Source organism: Rathayibacter sp. VKM Ac-2929 (assembly GCF_022815495.1).
Lineage (GTDB): Bacteria > Actinomycetota > Actinomycetes > Actinomycetales > Microbacteriaceae > Rathayibacter > Rathayibacter festucae.
On sequence record NZ_JALGRV010000004.1, the window covers coordinates 443922 to 466237 of the forward strand.

Genomic DNA, 22316 nt, shown 5'->3' on the forward strand with positions numbered 1-22316 from the left:
TCACTACACATTCGGCGGGAGCCGGGGAACGAGGATGTCCGATGAACGCGCACAGGCAGAGGCGAGTGCTCATCTCGGGAGCGAGCTTCGCGGGGCTCGCGACGGCGCTCTGGATGCGCCGGCTCGGCTACGAGGTCACGATCGTTGAGATCGGGTCCGGCCTGAAGCGAGGAGGCACCCCGGTCGACATCCGCGATGACACCATCGCGATCATCGAGCGGATGGGCCTGCTCGAGCAGATCTCGGCGAAAGCACTTGCTCCTCGCGTGACGGAGTTCACTACGCCGGCGGGGGACCTCATCGCACGGATCGACCCCGAGCCGCCCACAGCGGACACGGTGGGCGACGGCTACGAGATCCACCGTGATGATCTGCTCGACATCCTCGCCGCGGCAACGGAGGGCGAGGTGGAGATGCTGTGGAGCAACTCCATCGCGTCGCTGCACGAGCTCGACGAGGAGAGCCTCCGCGTCACCTTCCGTGACGGCACCGAGAGGAACTTCTCCCTGGTGTTCGGCTGCGACGGCAATCACTCCACGGTGCGCCGACTGCACTTCGGTCAGGAAGCGCTCTACAGCCACTTCCTCCAGACGTACTTCTCCATCGCGACCCTCGACAGCCTGATCATCGCCCCTCAGACGACTCGGATCACGAGCTCTCCGGGCGTGACGATGCTGGTGAACTCGTACGACTCCACCACCGAACTCGTTCTCGGCTTCCGCTCCGAGAAGGAGATCCCGTACGACCACCACGACGAGGAGGAGCAGAAGAGCATCCTCCGCGAACACCTGCTGCACGCCGGCCCGCCGTTCTCTGATCACCTCGAACAGGCGATCGACGTCGAGACCTTCTATTTCGACAAGCTCAGCCAGATCAAGATGCCGGCGTGGACGTCAGGACGCGTCGCGCTCGTCGGCGACGCCGGCTACTGCGCATCGCCTGCCGCGGGCATGGGAGGGTCGCTCGCCGTCATTGGCGCCACAGCGCTTTTCGACGCCTTCCAGGCGGCGGATGGCGATGTCGAGCAGGCGTTCGCCCACTACGAGCACGCACTCCGCCCGGTCGTCGACGAGATCCAGCACGACGCCGAGCACATCGGCGTCAGCAGCTACTTCCCCGCGACCGAAGAGCAGATCCGGGCCCGCAACAACATGCTGCTCGGGCACTGAGCAACCCGACTCACGAAGGGGAAGCCCCTGCTCGCCATTCCCACCCAGCCCGACGAGCTGTGGGCCTCACTCGAGCGTTACGTCGCTGTGCAGAACGCCGATCCGACCGGCACACCGGTGTCTTGCTCGGTCAGCCTCAGAGGACGATGACGTTGATGAACCAGGCTGCACCGAGGCTGTCGGGGAGCATGCCTTAGGCACCTATCGTCCCGGGCCCTCGACGCCGGACTCGCCCTTGCGCGCCGTGAAGCCGCGATGCAGAGGGGGATCAGTTGGCGAAGCGGGCGTCCGATAGCCGGTCGTTCACCGCGTCAGGTCGACGAGCGGGGTTCACCCCGTAGGGGCGGGGGCGGCAGCGTCCCGTTAGACCCGCCCGATGAGATGCCCGATGACGGGGCGGCTATCGGGACACAAGGATGGTGGATTTCAAGACGAGGCCGCGCACTCGAGCCGTGGTGTTCGGCGACGTCGAGCGGCAGCTGCGTTCCGATCCCCGTTTCACGGAGGAGCGGATCGTGTGGACGGAGAACGCAGACGGCAGCCGACCAGCCGCACCGCCCGCTCGGACGCGCGCTTGAGTTCATCGTGTCGGAGTTTAGGATCGAGCGGTCGCTCCCTCCCGGATGTCGCCGCCGAGCAGCCGGCCTGCACCGGACCGACCGTCGTGCGGCACCGCTGCAGCACCCCGGCGGAAGGGGCACCGCGCACGCTCGACGTCGACGAGTCCCACACCGCCTTCGGAGAGCCGTCGATCGACACGGCCTCCCGCAGGAACGACCGACCATCGCCCGCAGCATCCTCACGGCGGAGTTCCGCAAGCGGGCGGTACGACGATCGCGGGGACCCGGCTGCTGACCTCGGACTCGGTTCAGCGTCCGCTCACACCCGCGCCTCAGTGCCGCACGGCCTGCACGTAGCCGAGCACGTCCCGTCCGAGCGCTGACGTGTGCGGCCAGGAGTCCGAGATGCGGCGGGCGAGAGGGGCGAGCAGCGCGGCCTCGGCCTCGCGGTCGCCCCGGACGTGCGCTTCCAGCGCCGCCGTCAGCGTGCGGCGCGCGTCGGCCAGCACGCCCGGGGAGAGGCCGTCGTCCGCGGCGTCGGCGGTCCGCTGGATTAGCCGCTCGAGAGTCGTCGTCATCGTCGCATTCTTCGGAGGCTCAGTATCCGGAGCCGTCCGCCACCGCGCCGAGCGCCGCCGCCGTGCCGAGCGCGATCAGCGACTGGTCGGTCGCGACGGCGACCCGCGGGAAGCCGAGCGCGCGCAGCTGCCGAGCGCGGTCCGGGTCGCCCGCGTAGGCACCGGCGCCCCTGCCCGCGTTCCTGGCGGCCGCGGCGATCCTCGGCAGCGGGTCCCCGGGTCCGTCCGCGGCGAGCAGGTCGGGCAGCGCCCGGCCGAGTCCGATCGCGAGGTCGAACGGGCCGACGAAGACGCCGGCGACCCCCGGCACCGCGAGGACCTGCTCGACGGCGTCGAGGCCGGCCTGCGTCTCGATCATCAGCCACAGGGCCGGCCGCGCCTCGGCGGCCGACTGGGGCGCGACGTCCCAGAGGTCGGTCATCGGTCCCCAGCTGCGTCGGCCGAGCGGCGGGTAGTGCGCGGCGCGGACCGCCGCGGCCGCGTCCTCGACCGACTCGATCATCGGGACGACGACGATGTCGGCTCCGGCGTCCAGAGCCCGCCCGATCAGCGGGTCCGAGAGCCCGGCGACCCGGACGGCGACCGGCGGCCGCGAGGTCACCGTCGCCAGCGCGCGCATGGTCGCGAGCACCGCGGCGTCGTCGAAGGCGCCGTGCTGCGCGTCCAGGCAGAGCCAGGCGGGTCCGCCGCGCGCGATCTGCGCCACCGTCAGCGGCTCGCCGAGCCGGCACCACACCCCGTCGGCACGACCGTCTCCGAGAACCCGCTCCGCATCCACGGGTCCGATCCTCGCGCATCGGGGGCGGCCACGAGCGAGGTCCCTCCCGTGCCGATGTCGGTGGGGTCGACCTACACTCGGACATGTTCGAACACATGTTCGATCCCGTGAGGAGGGCCGAGAATGAGCGTGACCGTGGTGGACCGCATCGCGACCCCGGCCCGGGACGCCGTGGCCGTCTCCCTCCTCGTCCCCGCCGACGCGGTGGCGGCGGGCTTCCCGTCGCCCGCGCAGGACTACTTCGACGGCTCCCTCGACCTCAACGACCACCTGATCCGGGACAAGACCTCGACGTTCATCGTCCGCGTCTCGGGCGAGAGCATGACCGGCGCCGGCATCAGCGACGGCGACGAGCTGGTGGTCGACCGCTCGCTGACCCCGACGCACGGCAGCGTCGTGATCGCGATCCTCGACGGCGAGCTGACCGTCAAGCGGCTCGAGCTGAGCCCCGGGGGAGTGGTGCTGCGCGCGGAGAACCCGGACTACCCGCCGATCCTCGTCGCCGAGCTGAGCGACCTCCAGATCTGGGGCGTCGTCACCGTCTGCCTGCACCGGCTGCACCGTGCGCTCTGAGCGGCGGATCGGCCTGGTCGACGTGAACAGCTTCTACGTCTCTTGCGAGCGGCTGTTCGACCCGAAGCTGCAGGGGCGGCCGGTGGTCGTCCTCTCGAACAACGACGGCTGCGTGGTCGCCCGCTCGGACGAGGTGAAGAAGCTCGGCATCGAGAACGGGACGCCCTGGTTCAAGGTCCTGCCCCTGATCCGCTCGGGACGCCTCCCGGAGGTGATCGCCCGCTCCAGCAACTACGAGCTGTACGGCGAGCTGTCCGCGCGGGTGATGGAGCTGCTGGGCCGCTACTCGGCCTGGCAGGAGGTGTACTCGATCGACGAGAGCTTCCTCGGCGTCGACGGCGACGTGGCGGAGCGGGCGAGGATCGGCCGGGCGATGCGGGCGGCCGTCGCGAAGAACGTCGGCCTGCCCGTGTGCGTCGGGTTCGGGCCGAGCAAGACGCTCGCGAAGTTCGTCAACAAGGGCGGTGCGAAGAAGCACCCGCGCCTGGGAGGCGTCTGCGACACCGACTGGTACACCCCCGAGCAGCTCGACGCGCTGATGGCGTCGCAGCACGTCACCGAGCTGTGGGGCGTCGCGGGCCGCACCGGGAAGCGCCTCGCGGAGCTGTCCATCCACACGATCCGGGACCTGCGCGATGCCGACCCGGCGCTGATCCGGAAGAAGTTCTCGGTGGTGCTGCAGCGCTCCGTCTACGAGCTGCGCGGGGTCGACTGCATCCCGCTCGAGGCGGCGCGGACCGTCCGGGACCAGCTGATCTTCTCGCGCTCGTTCGCCACTCCGGTGACGACGATCGCGGACATGGAGCAGGTGCTCTCCGTCTACGCGCAGCGCGCGGCCCACCGCCTCCGCGCGCAGGGGTCGGTGACGAAGACGATGAGCGTCTTCGCGTCGACGTCGCCGTTCGCGGACGCGCCGTACGAGTCCGCGGGTGGGCTGGCCGGCTTTCCCGTGCCCACGGACGACCCGGTGGCGATCGTGAAGGCGGCGATCGGGACGCTGCGGCCTCGGCTGCGCGAGGGCGCCCGCTACGTGCGGGCCGGCGTGATCCTGACGAACCTGTCGCCGCGCGACTCGCACGCCCTCCTCGAGGTGTTCGACACCGCGTTCGACAGCAAGGGTCTCGGCGCGACGATCGACGCCGTGACCAAGCGCCACGGCCGCTCCGCCGTCGGCCTCGGGCTCGCCGGGATCCGCAAGGGACCGGTCTGGACGATGAAGCGCGCCGCGCTGTCGCTGCGCGCCACGACGCACTGGGGGGAGCTGGCGACGGCGCACGCGCGCTGATCCGCTTCGTCCCGCTCGACCGGTTGTCCATGAAGGCGCGCGGGCAGGTGAGCGACGGCGGACGACGACCTCCTCCCCGCCCTGGCAGACCGTCGTCGAGGTCGCCGGCAGCGGCATCGCGGAGAGCCTCAGCATCGGAGCGCTGCGGCGCCGGCCCGGGCGCGGGCCGACTCCGATGCAGGCCATGGCGGGTTCATCGGGAGTGCATAGCGTCGTCGCCGATCCTGATCTCCCGGCGGGGACCCCGCAAAGGGTGATGCTCAGGGAAGGTCGATGCGATGAGCACGGTGCTGCGAACAGTTCGACCGGCGCCCGCAGCGGCGGACGGCCCGGGGGTGGACGTCTCTTCGGGTGAGCGCCGCCGCCGGGCCCTCCGGCGGCGGAGACGCTCGGCCGATGCGCTGGTGACCGCGTGCGTCGTGTCGGTCGCTGTCGCGATCGCGCTGTTCCTCGCCTCCGGTGGTCCCGAGGCCGTGACCGACCTGCCGACTGCGCTGTCGGCGGCGGGGATCGTCGCCGGGCTGGTGGGGACCGATCTGCTCCTGCTGATGCTGGTCCTCGCCGCGCGCATCCCGTGGATCGATCGCACCTTCGGTCAGGACGTCGCGACGGCGCTGCACCGGCGGCTCGGCAAGCCCGCCCTCCTGCTGATCCTCGGTCACGGCCTGCTCCTCACGGTCGGCTACGCGATGACGGACGGTCTCGACCTCGTGCAGGAGAGCCTCGCCCTCTACTCCGGCAGCGACCTGCTGCTCGCCCTGCTCGCGACCGCGCTGCTGCTGCTCGTCGTGGTCACCTCGCTGGTCGCGGTGCGCCGCCGGTTCGCCTACGAGGCGTGGCACGCGATCCACCTCCTCAGCTACGCGGCCGTGCTCGTCGCGGTGCCGCATCAGCTCTCCGCCGGTCAGGTCCTCGCCGAGGGGTCCGCGCAGCGCGCCTACTGGATCGCCCTCTACGTCGCGGCGTTCGGCTCCGTCGCGTGGTTCCGGTTCGCCGTGCCCGTCGTGCGCACCCTCCGCCACCGCATCCGGGTCGAGGCGGTCGAGACGATCGCACCCGGGGTGTTCTCGCTGCACTTGACGGGGCGACGGATGCGCTCCCTCGGCGTCGTCGGCGGTCAGTACGCGATCTGGCGGTTCTGGAGCGCCGGCACCTGGTGGCACGCCCACCCCGTCTCCTTCTCCGCGGTCCCCACCGACCGCACCGCCCGGATCACCGTCCGCGTGCTGGGCGCCGGCACCGCACGCCTCGCTCGACTGCGGCCGGGCACGGCCGTGTCGATCGAGGGCCCCTACGGGATCTTCACCGACACGGCGCGCACCGCTCCACTCCTCGCCGTCGTCGCCGCGGGCATCGGCATCACCCCCGCGCGCGCACTCCTCGAGCACAGTGCCCTGCAGTCGGGCGAGGCCACCGTCCTCCTGCGCGGGGCGGACCACGCGCAGGACCGCCTCTGGGACGAGACGGGCGAGCTCGTGCGCCGCGGAGGCGGCACGCTCTACTGGATGCAGGGGCATCGCCCGTCCGGCAGCGACACCTGGCTGTCCGCCGAGGCTCTCTCGCGAGGCGTCACGCTGACCTCGGTGTTCCCGCGGCTGCTCGACTCCGACCTCTACGTCTGCGGACCGGACGCCTGGAGCGAGGTCGTCCTCCGCGACGCCCGCAGCGCGGGCCTCCCCGAGCACCGGATCCACGTCGAGAGGTTCAGCTGGTGAGGACGCGCGCCGCCCTCGTGAGCGTCCTCGCGTCCACGGCCGTCCTCGTCATCGGCTGGGACCTCGGCGCCGCGGGGAGCACTCCCGCCGCACCGGCCCCGGAGGCCGCAGCGCCGGCCGTCTCGACTCCGACTCCGGTTCCGACCTCTTCGAGCGGCTCGAGCGGCTCCGGCACGTTCGAGGTTCCGACGCCGAGCTCCACTCCGTCGACGCCCTCGGCGCCCGCCGGCACCGGCGGAACCGACAGCAGCGGCGACACCGACAGCACCGGCGGAACGGACGGCACCTACACGGGGACCGCCGTCGCGACCCGCTACGGCGACGTGCAGGTCGCGATCACCGTCGCCGGTGGCGCGATCACGGACGTGACCGCGCTGCAGCTGACGGACAAGGAGAACCGGTCGGTCTCGATCTCGAACCGTGCCGCGCCGATCCTGCGCAGCGAAGTCCTCGCCGCGCAGAGCGCCGACGTCGCCTCGGTCAGCGGCGCGACCTACACCAGCGACGCCTACCTCGACTCGCTGCAGTCCGCGATCGACCAGGCCGGCCTGTGATCTCCAGCTTCGCCACGATGGGAACGGTCGCGAGCCTCCGGGCCGAGGCCGACGCGCCGCTGGCGGCGATCCGGGCGGTCTTCCGGTCCGCGGACGAGCGGTTCAGCCTGTACCGGCCGGAGTCGGAGGCGAGCAGGATCGCCGACGGCCGCCTCCGCCTCGCCGACGCGAGCGCGGAGATGCGCGACGCCTACGCCGAGGCCCTCGAGTGGCGGACCGCCACCGACGGCGCCTTCACCCCGCACCGCCCGGACGGCGTGCTCGACCTCGCCGGCACGGTCAAGGCCCGCGCGATCGCGGCGGCGGGGAGGCTGCTGGAGCGCGGCGGCGACGCGCCGTGGCTCCTGACCGTCGGGGGCGACGTCCTCGGATCCCGCGCCGTCGACGCCCACGACGCACCGGTCCGAATCGGGATCGTCGACCCCGACGACCGCCGTTCGCTCCTGTGCGCCGTCCAGCTCACCGGCGACCGGCGCGCCGTCGCGACGTCGGGCACCGCGGAGCGCGGGGAGCACGTCTGGCGGCGCCCGCACGACGCGAACGGGGTGCGCTTCCGCCAGGTCACCGTCCTCGCGGGCGACATCCTCACCGCCGACGTTCTCGCCACCGCGGTCCTCGCCGGCGGCGAGCCGACCCTCGACCGCGTCCTCTCCCGCTGGGACGTGGACGTCCTCGCCTGCGGCACCGGGGGAGACCTGCTGGTCTCCGACCGGCTCCGCGCGGCGATCAGCGCTCGCCCGACAATGCAGGCGAGCGTCATAGACGGGTCATAGGAAGCGCAAAGGACGCGGCGGCTGAATGGGGACACCTCGCTCGCCGACCTCGGGTCGGCCCGTCTTCAGGAGTTCTCGTGCTCGCATTCGCCACCGTCGCCATCGACCTCGTCGCCATCGCTCTGCTGACGTTCGGCATCTACTTCCCCCGCCACCGGCGTCGGGACCTCGTCGCCGCCTTCCTCGGCGTGAACGTCGGCGTCCTCGCCGTCTCGCTGGTCCTGGCCTCCAGCACGGTCGGAGCCGGTCTCGGGCTGGGCCTCTTCGGGGTCCTCTCGATCATCCGTCTGCGCTCGGACGAGATCGAGCAGCACGAGGTCGCCTACTACTTCTCCGCTCTGGCCATCGGCCTCATCAGCGGCCTGGGCACCGCGCCGTCCGCGCTGACGGTCGGTCTGATCGCGCTGATCATCGCGGTCCTGTTCATCGCCGACCACCCGCGGCTGTTCCCGCGCACCCGTCAGCAGACGATCACTCTCGACAGCGCCTTCACCGACGAGGGCGCCCTGACCGCTCACCTGGCCGCGCTGCTCGGCGGCCGCATCCGGTCGGTGCAGGTCCGTCAGCTCGATCTCGTCAACGACACCACGCAGGTCGACGTCCGCTTCGACGTCGCGGAGCGCCGCGCCCGCGGCGGGCAGCACGACGAGCTCGCCCCGGCCACCTCCGCCGTCGGCGTCCCGGTCTCGCGATGACCGCCGTGACGGCGTCGCGCCTGCAGTCGTTCGCCCCGATCAGCCTCCCCGAGCTCGTCGACCAGGCGTCGCTGCAGACCCGCATCGACCGCAAGTACCTGATTCCCGCGGGCAGCCTGGACGCCGTGCTCGCCCGACTCGACGACAGCACGCGCGTGCTCGAGATCGGCGGGCGCCGCGACTGCGACTACGAATCGGTCTACTTCGATACCCCGCAGCTGGACAGCTACCACCTCGCCGTGCGCGGCCGCCGGCGGCGCTTCAAGATCCGCACCCGCACCTATCTGGACTCCGCGACGAGCTACCTCGAGGTGAAGACGCGCGGATCCCGCAGCAGCACCGTCAAGGAGCGGATCGACCACCCGGCCGGACGGCGCGACGAGCTCACCGCGGAGGGTCTCACCTACATCGACGAGACCCTCGCCGCGACCGGCATCGCCCTGGACTCCCGAGAACTCGCCCCGGTGCTGTCCACCGAGTACGCCCGGACGACGCTCTTCCTCCCCGGATCCGCCACCCGCGCCACGATCGACACCCGCCTCGTCTGGCGGCTGCGCAGCGCACCGGCCCGAGTGCTGGATCGACCGGCCGTGGTCGTCGTCGAGACCAAGTCGGCCTCCCGCCCGTCCGAGGTCGACCGGGCGCTCTGGGCCGAAGGCCACCGCCCCGTCTCGCTCTCGAAGTACGGGACCGGGATGGCCGCGTTCCGCTCCGAGCTCCCCGCCAACAAGTGGACCCGCACCCTCGACCGTCATTTCGACCGGGCCCCCGCCCGAGTCGTCTCTCCCCGATAGGACCACCATGCACAACCGCTCCCGCCCGCTGTCCGTCCTCGCCGTCCTGGGTCTCACCGGCGCTCTCCTCACCGGCTGCAGCGCCGCCGCGGTCGCCGGCTCCGCCTTCGGCACCACCACCGACTCGAGCTCCACCGCCCCCACCGGCACGAGCACCGACGACACGGAGGCGGGCACCACCGTCGAGGCCGTCGGCACCTCCCTCGACTCCACCGCCACGCAGATCCTCGCGGCGAACACCGCCGTGCACGCCACCGACCAGGCCGCCGACGCCGCCTCGACGAGCATCACCCTCTCCGGCGACAGCGCCGCGGCAGACGGGGACGCCGTGCGCGTCGACGGCTCGACCGTCACCATCACCGACGCCGGCACCTACGTCCTCAGCGGCACCCTCACCGACGGCCAGGTCGTGGTGGACACCACCGCCGAAGGAACCGTGCGACTCGTGCTCGACGGCGTCGACATCACGAGCTCCACCGGTTCCGCGATCACGGTCACCGCCGCCTCCGACGTCGTCGTCGAACTCGCCACCGGATCGACGAACACCCTCAGCGACACCGCCTCCTACGCCGAGGACGCGGAGTCGAACGCCGCGCTGTACAGCGCCGCCGACCTCACCGTCACGGGCGAGGGCTCGCTCGAGGTGCACGGCAACGGCAACGACGGCATCACCGGCAAGGACGGCCTCGTCATCCTCTCCGGCACCATCACCGTCGATGCGGTCGACGACGGCATCCGCGGCAAGGACTACCTCGTCGTCCGGGGCGGCACCCTCGCCGTCACCGCCGGCGGCGACGGACTCACCTCCGACAACGAGGAGGACGCCACCGCGGGCTTCGTCTCGATCCCCGGAGGCGACATCACCGTCGACGCGCAGGGCGACGCCGTCGTCGCCGTCACGGACATCGTCGTCACCGGAGGAAACCTGGACCTCACCGCGGGAGGAGGCAGCGGCGCGCAGCTCGCGACCGACGCCTCCGCCAAGGGTCTCAAGGCCGGGATCATCGTCGACCTCGAGGGCGGCGACGTGACCATCGACTCCGCTGACGACGCCGTGCACTCCGACACCTGGGTGCACACCACCGCCGGAACCCTGACGCTCGCCACCGGCGACGACGGCGTCCACGCCGATTCGGCCCTGCTCCTCGATGGAGCCGACATCGCCGTGACCGACTCGGTCGAGGGGATCGAGAGCGCCGACATCCGGATCACCGACGGCGACGTCTCCGTGGTCTCCAGCGACGACGGCCTGAACGCCTCCGGCGGAACCGGCACGGACTCCGACGGAGACGCGACCGGCACCACCGGCGGCCCCGGCGGAGGCATGGGCGGCGAGGGCGACGACGGCTCCGTGATCACCCTCAGCGGCGGCACGGTCACCATCGATGCCGAGGGCGACGGCTTCGACTCGAACGGCAGTGCGACGATCAGCGGCGGCAGCCTCGTCGTGAACGGCCCCGAGCAGAGCGGCAACGGCGCACTCGACGTCAACGGCACCCTCGTCGTCACCGGCGGAGAGGTGCTCGCCACCGGAAGCGCCGGGATGATGGTCTCGCCCGACGCGTCCTCGACCCAGGGCTGGATCTCCTCCGCCCTCAGCAGCACCCTCCCCGCGGGCACCGATGTGACGATCACCGACGCGGACGGCACCACCGTCACGACGTTCACGACGTCGAAGACGATCGCGGGCGTCGTCTACGCCGGCCCGGAGATCACCTCCGGCGAGAGCTACACCCTCACCGCCGACGGCACGACCCTCGCCACCGTCACCGCGGGCACGGCTGCCGCCGGAGGTGGCGGCATGCGCGGCGGCCGCTGACCCTCGAGAATCGACACCACTGAAGTGCCGGCCGGACTTTCTTCGGGCCGGGTGTCGATCCGGGATCGCGCCGTTCGACCTCGAGGTGAGAAGGTCGCGAGACGCTCCTTCCATCACCGAGAGCCGGGAATCCCCTGATGCCGAAGTACATGCTGATCTGGCGCGCGACCGACGAGTCGCTGGCCGCGATGATGAACACCGATTTCAGCCAGATGCTGGAGTCGATGGGGCGCTTCAACGACGAGCTGATCCGGGCCGGAGTGCTGCTGGCCGCGGAGGGGCTGGACGACCCGAGCCAGGGGGTCGTCGTCGACTTCAGCGGCGAGACCCCGGTCGTCACGGACGGGCCCTACGGGGAGACGAAGGAGCTGTTCAACGGCTACTACGTCCTCGACGTCGCCTCGATCCAGGAGGCGGTCGAGTGGGCCAAGCGGGCGCCGATGACCGGCGGCGGCAAGGCCGAGATCCGCCGGATCCCCTCGATCGACGAGTTCCCGCAGGACAACGAGTACGTGCAGCGGGAGCGCGCCTGGCGTGAGCAGACCGGCCAGCTCTGACGCGAGGGCCGCCGTCGAGACGGTCTGGCGGATGGAGTCCGCCCGCATCGTCGGCGCCCTCGCCCGCTACACCGGCGACGTCGATCTCGCCGAGGATCTCGCCCAGGAGGCGGTCGCGGAAGCGCTCGTCTCCTGGGCGGTCGGCGGCGTGCCGGCGGAGCCCGTCGGCTGGCTGCTGACCACGGGCCGGCGCCGCGCGATCGACGCGTTCCGCCGGCGCGGGGCGCGCGACGCGCGGTACGCGCTGCTCGCCCGCGATCTCGACGAGGCGGGCCCGGGTCCGGATGCGCTCTTCGATCCCGACGCCATCGAGGACGACGTGCTCGCGCTGATGTTCACGGCCTGCCATCCGCTGCTGGCGAAGGAGGCCCGGATCGCGCTGACGCTGCGGCTGGTCGGCGGGCTCACCACGACCGAGATCGCGCAGGCGTTCCTCGTTCCGGTGGCGACGATCCAGGCCCGGATCACGAGGGCGAAGAAGACCCTCTCCGCCGCCCGGATCCCGTTCGCCGTCCCCGACGCGGAGGAGCGCCCCGCCCGCCTGGGCTCGGTGCTGCAGGTGGTCTACCTGATCTTCACGGAGGGCTCGTCCGCCACCGCCGGGGACGACTGGATGCGCACCGACCTCGCCGACGAGGCCCGGCGCCTCGCGCGGGGACTGGTCGCCCTCGCACCCGAGCCCGAGGTGCTCGGGCTCCTCGCCCTGCTCGAGCTCACCGCCGCCCGGTTCCCCGCCCGGCTCGGAGCGGACGGGCGCGCGATCCTGCTCGAGGACCAGGACCGGCGGCTCTGGGATCGGAGCGCGATCCGGCGCGGGCGCGCCGCTCTCGCGCAGGCCGTCTCGCCGCGCGGTCTCGGCGCCTTCGGTCTCCAGGCGTCGATCGCCGAGTGCCACGCGGTCGCCCCGTCGGTCGCGGAGACCGACTGGCGGCGGATCGTGGTCCTCTACGAGGCGCTCGGTCGGCTGACGCCCTCGCCGATCATCGAGCTCAACCGGGCGGTCGCCGTCGCGATGGCGACCGGACCCCGGGACGCGCTCGCCCTCGTCGACGACCTCGACGCGCGCGGGGTGCTCGCCGGCAGCCACCTCCTCCCCGCGGTCCGCGGAGAGCTGCTCGCCCGGCTCGGCCGCACCGCCGACGCGCGCGCCGAGTGGACGCGGGCGCTCGCGCGGTGCACGAACGCGGCGGAGCGCACCGTCCTCGAGGAGAAGATCGCCTCGCGGTAGAGGATCGCCGACCAGGCGAGGGGCCGGACGGTCGCTGCACGCACGTGCTTAACGGGGGGTACCCCGGTCCGCGGGCGATCGAAGGGGATGCGTCACACTGAGCCCGTCGAGGATCGCGTCCCCATGCCCTTCGACCGGACCGCGGCGACGCTTCGCGGCACCGATGCCGGCCCGGCTCCCTCCCCGGCCGGCACTCCTTCCGATCCCTCGTCGGACCGACCGCTGCGGAGCGCCCCATGACTGAGCACGACCACACCGCCATCGACCCGACCGGCCCTTCGCGGCGCCGCGTCGCGCAGGCCGCCGGCTGGTCCGCGCCCCTCCTGATCGCTGCAGTCGGCGCTCCTGCCGCTCATGCGAGTGCGACTCCGCCTGCGGCGTTCGAAGGTCTCACGGGATTCTGGGGTGCCGTCTCCACGGAGCGCAGGATGTTCGACACCACCTTCACCGTGGTCAACACCGGCACGAGCAATTACGACTTCAACTCGATGACGATGTTCAGCCACAACTCCGCCGAGAGCGGCGACCAGGGGGCTCTCGTCATCATGGGCCTCAGTGGGTACATCCAGACGAACGAAGCCACGTACACCGGTCGATTGAACCGCTCGGCCGGGATCCCCTGCGTGCTCTACAGCCAGGAGGAGTCCGGCGTCATCGTTCCCGGCGGACAGCTCGTGATCGATGTCTCCCTGGGGCAGGCCCCCGGCAGCGTCGTCGAACTCGTCCCTGTCCTCGCCCCGTTCGCCATCTTCAACACCAGACCCGCACCGACCAGTTTCCCGACCAAGGTCTTCCGCTCCTGACCCTCGGATCCTGCCCGACGCCGGACGCCGCACTGCTGATCCGCGGGCTGGGAGTGCGGATCAGCGTCGACACCGGCGCCCTCTCGACGACCGACCGGGGTGCGCTCGAGGCGCTCTGGCGTCGCGCACGTCTCGCAGACCTCGACACGACGGCGGAGAGCTCCTTCTCGATGGCCGGAACAACGGATCCGTTCGAGCACAGTGCCGCCCTGGCGATCGCGGAGGTGACGCTGCGGGCGATCGAGGCCGCGCAGGGCTCGCTCCTGATGCTGCACGCCTGCGCTCTCGCGGACCCGACCGGCGCGGCGATCGTGCTCGTCGGACCCTCCGGCCGCGGGAAGACGACGGCCGCGGCGACCCTGGGCCGCTCCTACGGGTACCTCACCGACGAGACCACCGGCATCACTCCGGACGGGCGGATCCTCCCCTACGAGAAGCCCCTCCTGCTCCGCACCGCGGAGGGCATGCCCAAGCGGCCCTTCTCCCCGGACGAGCTCGGCCTCCTCCCCGCACCCGCCGACCCGCGGCTGGCCGCGCTCGTGATCCTGGACCGCGACCCGTACCTGATCGGGCCGGCCCATCTCGAACGCCTCGACCTGGCCGACGCGATCCCGCTCCTGGTCCCGGAGACGAGTGCCCTGCCGGCGCTCGAGAACGGCGTCCCGATCCTCGCCCGCCTCGCCGCCGGCATCGGCGGCGTGCACCGGGCCCGCTACCGCGATGCCGAGCAGCTCGTCCCGATCACCGCCGGGCTGCTCGCGGCGCCGCCCGCTCCGGACGAGAGCTGGCGGGAGGTCGAGGACCGGAACGCGGTCACGGACGGGCAGCGGGTCGTCGTCCTCGCCGCCGGCACAGTGCACGTGCTCGACGGGATCGCCGCGACCATCTGGCAGCACCCGCACCTGCGCGGCGACGCGCTCACCGCGGCCGTCACCGCACAGCACGGGCACGCCGACGACGCGCCGGATCGTGTTTGTGACGCGGCGGCGTCCCTGGTCGCGATCGGGCTGCGCGACGAGGCGTGAACACCAGCTACTGCTCCGCGGGCCGCGCGAAGAGCCGGGTCACAGTGCCGAGCCGGCGAGCTCCGCGCGGACGATCGCCGCACCGGCGGTCAGCGCGCTCAGCTTCCCGAGCGCGACCCCGCGCGGCAGGGGAGCCAGGCCGCAGTTCGAGCTCGGCAGGAGATCCGCCGGGTCGACGAACTGCAGGGCCTTGCGGAGGGTGTCGGCGACCTCCTCCGGGGTCTCGACGGTCTCGCTCGCCACGTCGATCGCGCCGAGCATGACCTTCTTGCCGCGGAGGAGCTCGATGAGCTCCATCGGGACGCGGGAGTGGTGGCACTCCAGCGACACGATGTCGATCGTGGAGCGCTGCAGCAGCGGGAACGACGTCTCGTACTGGCGCCATTCCGGCCCGAGGGTCTGCTTCCAGTCGGTGTTGGCCTTGATCCCGTAGCCGTAGCAGATGTGCACGGCCGTCTGGGCGCGCAGCCCCTCCGCCGCCCGCTCCAGGACCGCGACCCCCCAGTCCCGCACGTCGTCGTGGAAGACGTTGAAGGCCGGCTCGTCGAACTGGACGATGTCGACGCCGGCGGCCTCGAGCTCCCGCGCCTCCTGGTTGAGGATCGCCGCGAACTCCCAGGCCAGCTCCTCCCGGCTCCCGTAGTAGCGGTCGGCGAGGGTGTCGATCATGGTCATCGGACCGGGGAGGGCCCACTTGATCGGCTGCGACGTGTGCCGGCGGAGGAACGCCGCGTCGTCGACGAACACGGGCCGCTCGCGGCTCACGGCGCCGACGACGGTCGGCACGCTCGCGTCGTACCGGTCCCGGATCCGCACGGTCTCGCGGTTCACGTGGTCCACTCCGGCGAGGTGCTCGATGAAGGTCGTGACGAAGTGCTGCCGGGTCTGCTCGCCGTCGCTGATGATGTCGATGCCGCGCCGGTGCTGCTCGTGGGCGGCGATGCGCAGGGCGTCCTGCTTGCCCTCGACCAGCTCGTCGCCCTCGAGCTTCCAGGGGGACCAGAGGGTCTCCGGCTCGGCGAGCCAGGAGGGCTTGGGCAGGCTGCCGGCGATGGAGGTGGGCAGGAGAGTGTTCACGGGTGGCGATCCTTCTCTGATCAGCGGGCGGGGGTCCGGTGCTTCGACACCCAGGCGTCCAGCAGCTCCCGGTGCGGCTCGATGAAGTGCTCCGCCGTGTACGCGCCCTGCTCGACGGCGAGCCGATCGCGCTCGGCACGGTCGTAGTCGATCTGCGTCCGCGAGTAGTCCTGCTGCTGGAGGCTCGGCCGGAAGACGTCCGCCGCGGCGGAGTTCGTGTTGTAGATCTCCGGGCGGTAGATCTTCTGGAACGTCTCCATCGTGCTGATCGTGCCGGCCAGCTGGAGGTTCGAGTGGTCGTTGAGCAGGTCGCCGCGGAAGTAGTACGCGAGCGGCGCGACGGAGCCGGGCGCCAGGAAGTACCGGACCTGCAGCCCCATCCGGCCGAAGTACTCGTCGGTCAGGGACCGCTCGTCCTGCCGGTACTCGACGCCGAGGATCGGGTGGTGGTTCGAGGTCCGGTGGTAGGTCCTGCTCGTCGACACGCTGATGCAGATGACGGGCGGCGCGGAGAAGCGCTCCCGATAGGCGTCGGAGTCGAGGAAGCTCTGGAACAGGGCGCCGTGCAGGTCGCCGAAGTCGTCGGGAACGGTGAACTCCGTCGCGCCCTTGTTCGCCGCCGGCAGCCGCACGCTGAAGTCGAAGTCGCGGACGTAGGACGAGAAGTTGTTGCCGACGATCCCGTGGTGGCGCACGCCGGTCAGCTTGTCGCAGATCGTGACGTCGAGGACCTCGAGGAGAGGGAAGTCGCGGACCGCCTCCTCGGCGGGGAACCGCACCTCGACCGAGACGATCTCGAGCTCGACGGCGTAGCGGTCCCGGCCGGGGTTGTCCCAGTGGGCGAGGTCGTTGAACCGGCGGTCGATCATCGTCAGGGCGTTGCGGAGGTTCTGCCGGCGGTGCTCGCCCCGGGCGAGGTTGGCGAAGTTCGTGGTGGCCCGGGAGCTCGACGACGGCGAGTAGTGCTCGTCGAAGCAGGTCGTGGTGATCCTGAAGGTGACGTCGTTCGCCATGAGCGCCCAATCCGATGATCAGCAGGCCGCACCGGCCCTGGTGGAAGCGTGCGGGACCAGAGTGCCCGTCACTGGGAGGCATCGAAGAATCCGGCGCGACTATGCCGAGGTATAGTCCCGACCTATGGCACGTCGAACGGGCGGGATCTCGCTCCAGCAGCTCCACTACTTCGTCGAGGTCGCCTCCGAGGGCTCGATCTCCGCCGCCGCCGATCTGCTCTACGTCGCCCAGCCGACCATGTCCGCGGCGATGAAGGACCTCGAGACCCGGGTGGGACGCGCCCTCCTCGTCCGCGTCGCGCGCGGGGTCACCCTCACCACCGAGGGCACCGAGTTCCTCGGCTACGCCCGGCAGGTCATCGAGCAGGTGGCGCTCCTCGAGCAGCGCTACCTGGGGCGGCCGCCGTCGCGTCGCCTGCTCGGGGTGTCCACGCAGCACTACTCGTTCGCCGTCGACGCCTTCGTGCGGATGGTCCGGGGCACGGAGGGGGAGAAGTACGAGTTCTCGCTGCGCGAGACCCGCACCCGCGACATCATCGAGGACGTCCGCACTCTCCGCAGCGAGCTGGGGATCCTGTACCGGAACGACTTCAACCGGGACGTCATCGACAAGATCCTCCGGGACGCGGGGCTCGCCTTCCATCCCCTCTTCCTCGCCCTGCCGCACATCTTCGTCTCGCGGAGGAACCCGCTGGCCTCGCGCGAGCGGGTCACCCTCGCCGATCTCGCCGATCTGCCGCGGCTCACCTTCGACCAGGGGGCGGACAACTCCTTCTACTTCGCCGAGGAGATCCTGTCCACGCTGTCGAGCGACCGGGAGATCCGCGTGTCGGACCGGGCGACGATCTTCAACCTCATGATCGGCCTCGACGGCTACACCATCTCGACCGGGATCATCAGCGACGACCTCGACCCCGCCATCGTCGCCGTCCCGCTCGACGTCGACGAGCGCATCGAGATCGGCTGGATCGGGCACTCCGCCATCCCCCTCACCGAGCAGGCCCGGCGCTACCTGACCGAGGTGCGGGCCGTCGTGACCGAGGGCGGCCTCGACCTGCTCGGCTGAGCGGGGCTCGGCGGCGGCCCCGCCCAGCGGCGGGGACGAGGAACAGGCCTCCGTCCTGCAGGATCGGGTGGACCATCACGCCAGCGACGAGGTCGAGCGTCAGCCGGTCTGGAGCAGCTCTCGGTCCGACGCCGCGTCGATCGCGTCGATGTAGCGCGAGATCGCGTCGCGGTTCTGGATCAGGAAGTCGATCTTCTCGCTCATCCGGTCGCGCTCGGTCGTGAGCAGGTCCCGGAGTCCCGGCTCGGCGTTCTCGACCACGATCGTCTGCGGCTTGTCGAGGCAGGGCAGGATGTCGACGATGATCCGGGTCGGGATCCCGGAGTCGACGAGGCCGCGGATCTTCTTCACGCGGTCGACGAGGTAGTCGTCGTAGTCGCGGTAGCCGTTGTCGAGGCGGGTCGGGCGGATGAGGTCGTGCTCCTCGTAGTAGCGGAGCATCCGCGCCGCGACGCCCGTCTTCTTCGAGAGCTCTCCGATGCGCATGTCCGTCTCCTCCTGATCGCTTGACCTTCACACTAGTGCGAACGTTCAGGATGGAGGGAGGACTCAGCAGAAGGACGGACGGACATGAAGATCGGCATCATCGGCGCGGGAATGATCGGCACCACACTGGCGCAGCGGCTCGGCGAGGCCGGCCATGACGTCGGCATCGCCAACTCGCGCGGCCCCTCGACGATCAGCGCAGCGGCGCTGAGCGGGGGCGCGAAGGCCGTCGAAGCGCGGGACGCTCCTCTCCTGGCCGACGTCCTGATCGTGACGGTCCCGATCAGCCGCATCCCCGATCTCGCGCCGCTCGTGCGCGCCGCGCCCGCCGGCGCGGTGATCATCGACACCGGCAACTACTACCCGCTGCGCGACGGACGCATCGCTGAGCTCGAGAGCGGCCAGGTGGAGAGCCTCTGGGTGCAGGAGCAGCTCGGGCGCCCGGTGCTGAAGGCGTGGAACGCGATCACCTCGCAGTCCTTCAGCGAGCACGCCACGGCCGCGGGCACGCCCGATCGCATCGCGATCCCCGTCGCCGGGGACGACCCCGACGGCAAGCGCCTCGCGATGACCCTCGTCGAGGAGACCGGTTTCGACGCCTTCGACGCGGGTCCCCTCGCCGACTCCTGGCAGCAGCAGCCCGGCACCCCCGCGTACTGCACCGAGCGCACGGCCGCCGAGCTGCCGGGCTCTCTCGCCGCGGCCGATGCCGCTCGCTCCCCCCGCCGGCGGGATCTCGCGATCGCCGTCGTGACCGAGCGCGCCGAGGCGGAGGGCTCGATCAGCGCGGACTACCTCGTGCGGCTCAATCGCGCGATCTACTGAGCACCGATTCCGCGGATATCGCTTGACATTGCCACTGATGTCAAGGTTGAGCATGGAGTCATGACCACCTCCACGCGCCCGCTCGCACAGCCTCCGCACTCCGACCGGCTCAGGAAGGGGGACGGGCTCGTCATCGGTCTGCTGATGGCGTCAACGTTCCTCGTGCTGCTCAACGAGATGCTCCTCGGTGTCGCCCTGCCGACCCTCATCGCCGATCTCGAGATCAGCCCGGCGGCCGGCCAGTGGCTGACGACCGGCTACCTGCTGACCCTGGCGGTCCTCATCCCGGCCACCGGCTTCGTGATGCGGCGCTTCCACCTCCGCACGATCTTCCTGACCGCCCTCTCGGTCTTCATCGTCGGAACGGCTCTCGCCGCCGCCGCTCCGGGCTTCGAGCTCCTGCTCGTCGGGCGGATCGTGCAGGCCGTCGGAACAGCGGTCTTCGTGCCCCTGCTGATGACCACCGCGATCCGGCTCATCCCCGAGTCGCGGCGCGGCCGCATCATGGCGATCGTGACGGCGGTCCCGGCCATCGCTCCGGCCGTCGGCCCCGCCGTCTCGGGCCTCGTGCTGACCTACCTGCCTTGGCGCTGGCTCTTCCTGCTGGTGCTCCCGCTCGCGGTGCTCGCCCTCGTCGCCGGCGCGCTGAAGCTGAGGAACATCACCACGCCCGAGCGCGCCTCTCTGGACCTCCTCTCCCTGGTCCTGTCCGCGCTCGGCTTCGGCGGACTCGTGCTCGGGCTGTCCCTGATCGGCGAATCCGTCTCCGGTCACGCGCCGATGCCTCCGCTCCTGCCCCTCGTGATCGGGGTCGTCGGGGTCGGCGCGTTCGTCCTGCGCCAGGTGGCGCTGCGCCGACGAGGGAACGCGCTCCTGGACCTGCGCATCTTCCGCAGCCGCACGTTCGTGGTCGCGGTGGTGATCATGCTGTTCGTCGCGATGAACGGCTTCGGCGTCGCCCTCGTCCTCCCGTTCGTCCTGACCGGAGCGCTCGGGCTGAGCACCCTGTCGATCGGCCTGTTCCTCCTCCCGGGAGGCGTGATCATCTCGGTCGTGTCCGCGCTCGGCGGCCGTGTCTACGACCGCTTCGGTCCGCTGCCCCTGACGATCCCCGGCGCCGTGATCTGGACGGCGAGCATCTGGTTCCTCAGCACCCTCACCGACGCCGACAGCGTGTGGATGTACCTGACCGGCTACCTCGTGATGACGGCCGGGCAGGCGATGATCTGGGCGCCGGTGACCACCCTCGCCCTCTCCTCCCTCCGCTCGGAGCTCTACCCGCACGGCAGCGCCGCCTTCACCACGGTGCAGCAGCTCGCGGGCGCCGCGGGCGGCGCGGTGCTGATCTCCGCCTACACGATCGGCTCGAACGCCGCGGACGCAGGGCAGCTGAGCGTCGCCGAGACCGTCTCCGCTGGGCAGGCCGCCTTCATGACCGGCGGGATCCTCGCGATCGCAGGGCTCATCGGAACACTGTTCATCGGACGCCGGCGCCGCGCCGACCAGCCCGAGACGGCATGACGCGATGCGGTCGGCAGGGGAGGAGGGCTCCCCGGTCGTCGACGGGGCGTCTCACGCCGGGCAGTACGGTCGGACGATGACGCCCTTCACCGTTCCCCTGGCCGAGCGGTACTTCGACGACTACCGTCCCGGACTCGGAGGCACCTCCGGGCCGATCGAGGTGACCGAAGCCGAGATCATCGCCTTCACCACGGCGTTCGACCCGCACAGCATGCACACCGACCCCGAGGCCGCCCGTGCGGGCGACTTCGGCGGCCTGATCGCCAGCGGCTGGCACACCACGGCGATGACGATGCGGCTCCTGGTCGACACCTTCCTCAACGAGCGCGCCAGCATCGCCTCGCCGGGAGTGGACGACCTGCGCTGGCACCTCCCGGTGCGCCCGGGCGACCGGCTGCGTGGCCGCTTCCTCGTCCTCTCCGCGCGCCCCTCCACCTCACGACCCGACAGGGGCCTCGTCCGCATCGGCATCGAGCTGCTCGACCAGCACGACGAGACGGTCATGTCCCAGACCCTGCTCGTCCTCCTCCGCCGCGGACCCCGCGGCAGCTGATCCCGCGCGATCGCTCAGGAGATCTGCGCGGCCTCGTGCTGCGCCTCGCGGGGGCGGTGGCCGGCTCGGCGCTCGGTGAGGAGGAAGACGACGAGGAGGACGACTCCGACCAGGATCACGACGATGTTGCCGAGCTGGGCGAGGGCGGAGAGGGCGCCGCCGGCCGGGTAGGTGCCCTGCATGAAGATGCTGGGGTCGGTGCTGGCGTGCAGCAGGATCGGCGCGATGATCGTGCGGGTCACGCGCATCGCGAGGTACATGCAGAAGCCGAAGAAGAACGTGTAGAGGATCTGCAGCAGCGTCGGCAGGAGCGGCTGGCCGACGAAGAGGTTGGTGGCGTGCAGCAGGGCGAACAGGGCGGCGGAGACCAGTCCGACGGCGATCTCGGAGCGACCCGACGAGCGCATGATCCGCACGACGTAGCCGCGGGTGAGGAGCTCCTCGGAGAAGCCGATGACGAGTCCGGCGAGCAGCCAGGCGGCCACCCAGTCGAACCCGGCCGCGGAGTAGTCGATGCTCGCGAAGCGCATCACGTTGAAGAGCAGGACGACCGCGATCGCGATCCACATCCAGCCGCCGCCGCGAGGGGACTGCCGCTCGAACGTGCTCCGCAGCCAGCCGAGGCTCGCGCCGAAGCCGACCAGGAGGAGACTGCCGATGAGGACCGGGACGACGATGAGGACGACGACGTAGCTCGCGGAATCCGCGTCACCGATGAAGGGCACAAACGGAGCCATCAGCAGTGAGGCCGGCTCGTAGATCGCGAGGTAGCCGACCGCGAGGATCAGAGCCTTCCACCACCGCCCGTGGTCCCAGAACCGCGCCCACGCCGACCGTTCCACCGTGCTGTTCATCGCTCATCCCCCCGG

23 protein-coding genes are annotated in these 22316 nt (G+C 71.2%); 17 read left to right on the top strand and 6 right to left on the bottom strand.

All coding sequences use genetic code 11. The features are described from left to right. Positions 1–41: 41 nt before the first annotated feature. Positions 42–1169, top strand: a complete 1128-nt coding sequence (locus MT355_RS14625) for an FAD-dependent monooxygenase (RefSeq protein ID WP_243600069.1) — start codon at positions 42–44, stop codon at positions 1167–1169. Between the two features lie 892 nt (positions 1170–2061). On the opposite strand, the gene MT355_RS14630 is transcribed toward MT355_RS14625, so the two are convergent. Together MT355_RS14630 and MT355_RS14635 are read right to left on the bottom strand one after the other, a co-directional pair. Continuing rightward, entirely contained in the window at positions 2062–2307 is a 246-nt protein-coding gene (locus MT355_RS14630) for a hypothetical protein (protein WP_243600070.1), read from the bottom strand. A 19-nt stretch (positions 2308–2326) separates the two neighbouring features. Next, positions 2327–3085 carry an aldolase/citrate lyase family protein gene (locus MT355_RS14635; RefSeq protein WP_243600071.1) on the bottom strand — a complete coding sequence of 253 codons (759 nt, stop codon included), beginning with the start codon at positions 3083–3085 and terminating at the stop codon, positions 2327–2329. Positions 3086–3208: 123 nt separating this feature from the next. On the opposite strand from MT355_RS14635, the gene MT355_RS14640 reads away from it, so the two are divergent. The 12 genes from MT355_RS14640 (at position 3209) to MT355_RS14695 (ending at position 14906) form a co-directional block, all read left to right on the top strand. Continuing rightward, a complete protein-coding gene (locus tag MT355_RS14640; protein ID WP_123446383.1) occupies positions 3209–3658 on the top strand; it encodes a LexA family transcriptional regulator in 450 nt (149 codons plus the stop codon). Next, a complete protein-coding gene (locus tag MT355_RS14645; RefSeq protein ID WP_243600072.1) occupies positions 3648–4943 on the top strand; it encodes a Y-family DNA polymerase in 1296 nt (431 codons plus the stop codon). The genes MT355_RS14640 and MT355_RS14645 overlap by 11 nt, the downstream gene beginning before the upstream one ends. Before the next feature lie 404 nt (positions 4944–5347). After that, the gene (locus MT355_RS14650) at positions 5348–6658 is read left to right on the top strand and encodes a ferric reductase-like transmembrane domain-containing protein (protein WP_243600073.1); all 1311 of its coding nucleotides are present in this window, start codon (positions 5348–5350) and stop codon (positions 6656–6658) included. Next, positions 6655–7212, top strand: coding sequence for an FMN-binding protein (locus MT355_RS14655; RefSeq protein ID WP_243600074.1), 558 nt, complete (start codon positions 6655–6657; stop codon positions 7210–7212). Before MT355_RS14650 ends, MT355_RS14655 begins: the two co-directional genes overlap by 4 nt. Next, positions 7209–7985 carry an FAD:protein FMN transferase gene (locus tag MT355_RS14660; RefSeq protein WP_243600075.1) on the top strand — a complete coding sequence of 259 codons (777 nt, stop codon included), beginning with the start codon at positions 7209–7211 and terminating at the stop codon, positions 7983–7985. The genes MT355_RS14655 and MT355_RS14660 overlap by 4 nt, the downstream gene beginning before the upstream one ends. 77 nt (positions 7986–8062) lie before the next feature. Then, positions 8063–8680, top strand: a complete 618-nt coding sequence (locus MT355_RS14665) for a DUF4956 domain-containing protein (protein ID WP_123733210.1) — start codon at positions 8063–8065, stop codon at positions 8678–8680. Further along, complete coding sequence (locus tag MT355_RS14670) at positions 8677–9474, top strand: polyphosphate polymerase domain-containing protein (RefSeq protein WP_243600076.1); 798 nt, start codon at positions 8677–8679, stop codon at positions 9472–9474. Before MT355_RS14665 ends, MT355_RS14670 begins: the two co-directional genes overlap by 4 nt. Positions 9475–9481: 7 nt before the next feature. Continuing rightward, entirely contained in the window at positions 9482–11293 is a 1812-nt protein-coding gene (locus tag MT355_RS14675; RefSeq protein ID WP_243600077.1) for a carbohydrate-binding domain-containing protein, read from the top strand. Positions 11294–11430: 137 nt separating this feature from the next. Beyond that, positions 11431–11850 (top strand): YciI family protein, encoded by a 420-nt coding sequence (locus tag MT355_RS14680; RefSeq protein WP_123704001.1) that lies wholly within the window; start codon positions 11431–11433, stop codon positions 11848–11850. Between the two features lie 31 nt (positions 11851–11881). Next, positions 11882–13078 (top strand): RNA polymerase sigma factor, encoded by a 1197-nt coding sequence (locus MT355_RS14685; protein ID WP_243600287.1) that lies wholly within the window; start codon positions 11882–11884, stop codon positions 13076–13078. Between the two features lie 428 nt (positions 13079–13506). Beyond that, positions 13507–13881: a hypothetical protein gene (locus MT355_RS14690; RefSeq protein ID WP_243600078.1), complete on the top strand. Its 375-nt coding sequence runs from the start codon at positions 13507–13509 to the stop codon at positions 13879–13881. A 53-nt stretch (positions 13882–13934) separates the two neighbouring features. After that, positions 13935–14906: a hypothetical protein gene (locus MT355_RS14695; RefSeq protein WP_243600079.1), complete on the top strand. Its 972-nt coding sequence runs from the start codon at positions 13935–13937 to the stop codon at positions 14904–14906. 39 nt (positions 14907–14945) lie between these two features. Here the strand turns inward: MT355_RS14695 and MT355_RS14700 are convergent, their stop codons facing one another. Both MT355_RS14700 and MT355_RS14705 read right to left on the bottom strand, forming a co-directional pair. Then, the gene (locus MT355_RS14700) at positions 14946–15983 is read right to left on the bottom strand and encodes a methionine synthase (protein WP_243600080.1); all 1038 of its coding nucleotides are present in this window, start codon (positions 15981–15983) and stop codon (positions 14946–14948) included. 20 nt (positions 15984–16003) lie between these two features. After that, complete coding sequence (locus tag MT355_RS14705) at positions 16004–16996, bottom strand: putative oxygenase MesX (protein ID WP_243600081.1); 993 nt, start codon at positions 16994–16996, stop codon at positions 16004–16006. Between the two features lie 124 nt (positions 16997–17120). Here MT355_RS14705 and MT355_RS14710 point away from each other — a divergent pair, with 124 nt between their 5' ends. Continuing rightward, entirely contained in the window at positions 17121–18062 is a 942-nt protein-coding gene (locus MT355_RS14710; protein WP_123703993.1) for a LysR family transcriptional regulator, read from the top strand. A gap of 99 nt (positions 18063–18161) precedes the next feature. Here MT355_RS14710 and MT355_RS14715 read toward each other — a convergent pair whose 3' ends face one another. After that, positions 18162–18548 (bottom strand): MerR family transcriptional regulator, encoded by a 387-nt coding sequence (locus MT355_RS14715; protein ID WP_127886746.1) that lies wholly within the window; start codon positions 18546–18548, stop codon positions 18162–18164. A gap of 84 nt (positions 18549–18632) precedes the next feature. On the opposite strand from MT355_RS14715, the gene MT355_RS14720 reads away from it, so the two are divergent. The 3 genes from MT355_RS14720 (at position 18633) to MT355_RS14730 (ending at position 21447) form a co-directional block, all read left to right on the top strand. Next, the gene (locus MT355_RS14720; RefSeq protein WP_243600082.1) at positions 18633–19373 is read left to right on the top strand and encodes an NADPH-dependent F420 reductase; all 741 of its coding nucleotides are present in this window, start codon (positions 18633–18635) and stop codon (positions 19371–19373) included. A 60-nt stretch (positions 19374–19433) separates the two neighbouring features. Continuing rightward, entirely contained in the window at positions 19434–20894 is a 1461-nt protein-coding gene (locus tag MT355_RS14725) for a DHA2 family efflux MFS transporter permease subunit (protein ID WP_243600083.1), read from the top strand. A 76-nt stretch (positions 20895–20970) separates the two neighbouring features. Further along, complete coding sequence (locus MT355_RS14730; RefSeq protein WP_243600084.1) at positions 20971–21447, top strand: MaoC family dehydratase; 477 nt, start codon at positions 20971–20973, stop codon at positions 21445–21447. 14 nt (positions 21448–21461) lie between these two features. On the opposite strand, the gene MT355_RS14735 is transcribed toward MT355_RS14730, so the two are convergent. Beyond that, a complete protein-coding gene (locus tag MT355_RS14735; RefSeq protein WP_243600085.1) occupies positions 21462–22301 on the bottom strand; it encodes a CPBP family intramembrane glutamic endopeptidase in 840 nt (279 codons plus the stop codon). Positions 22302–22316 lie beyond the last annotated feature (15 nt).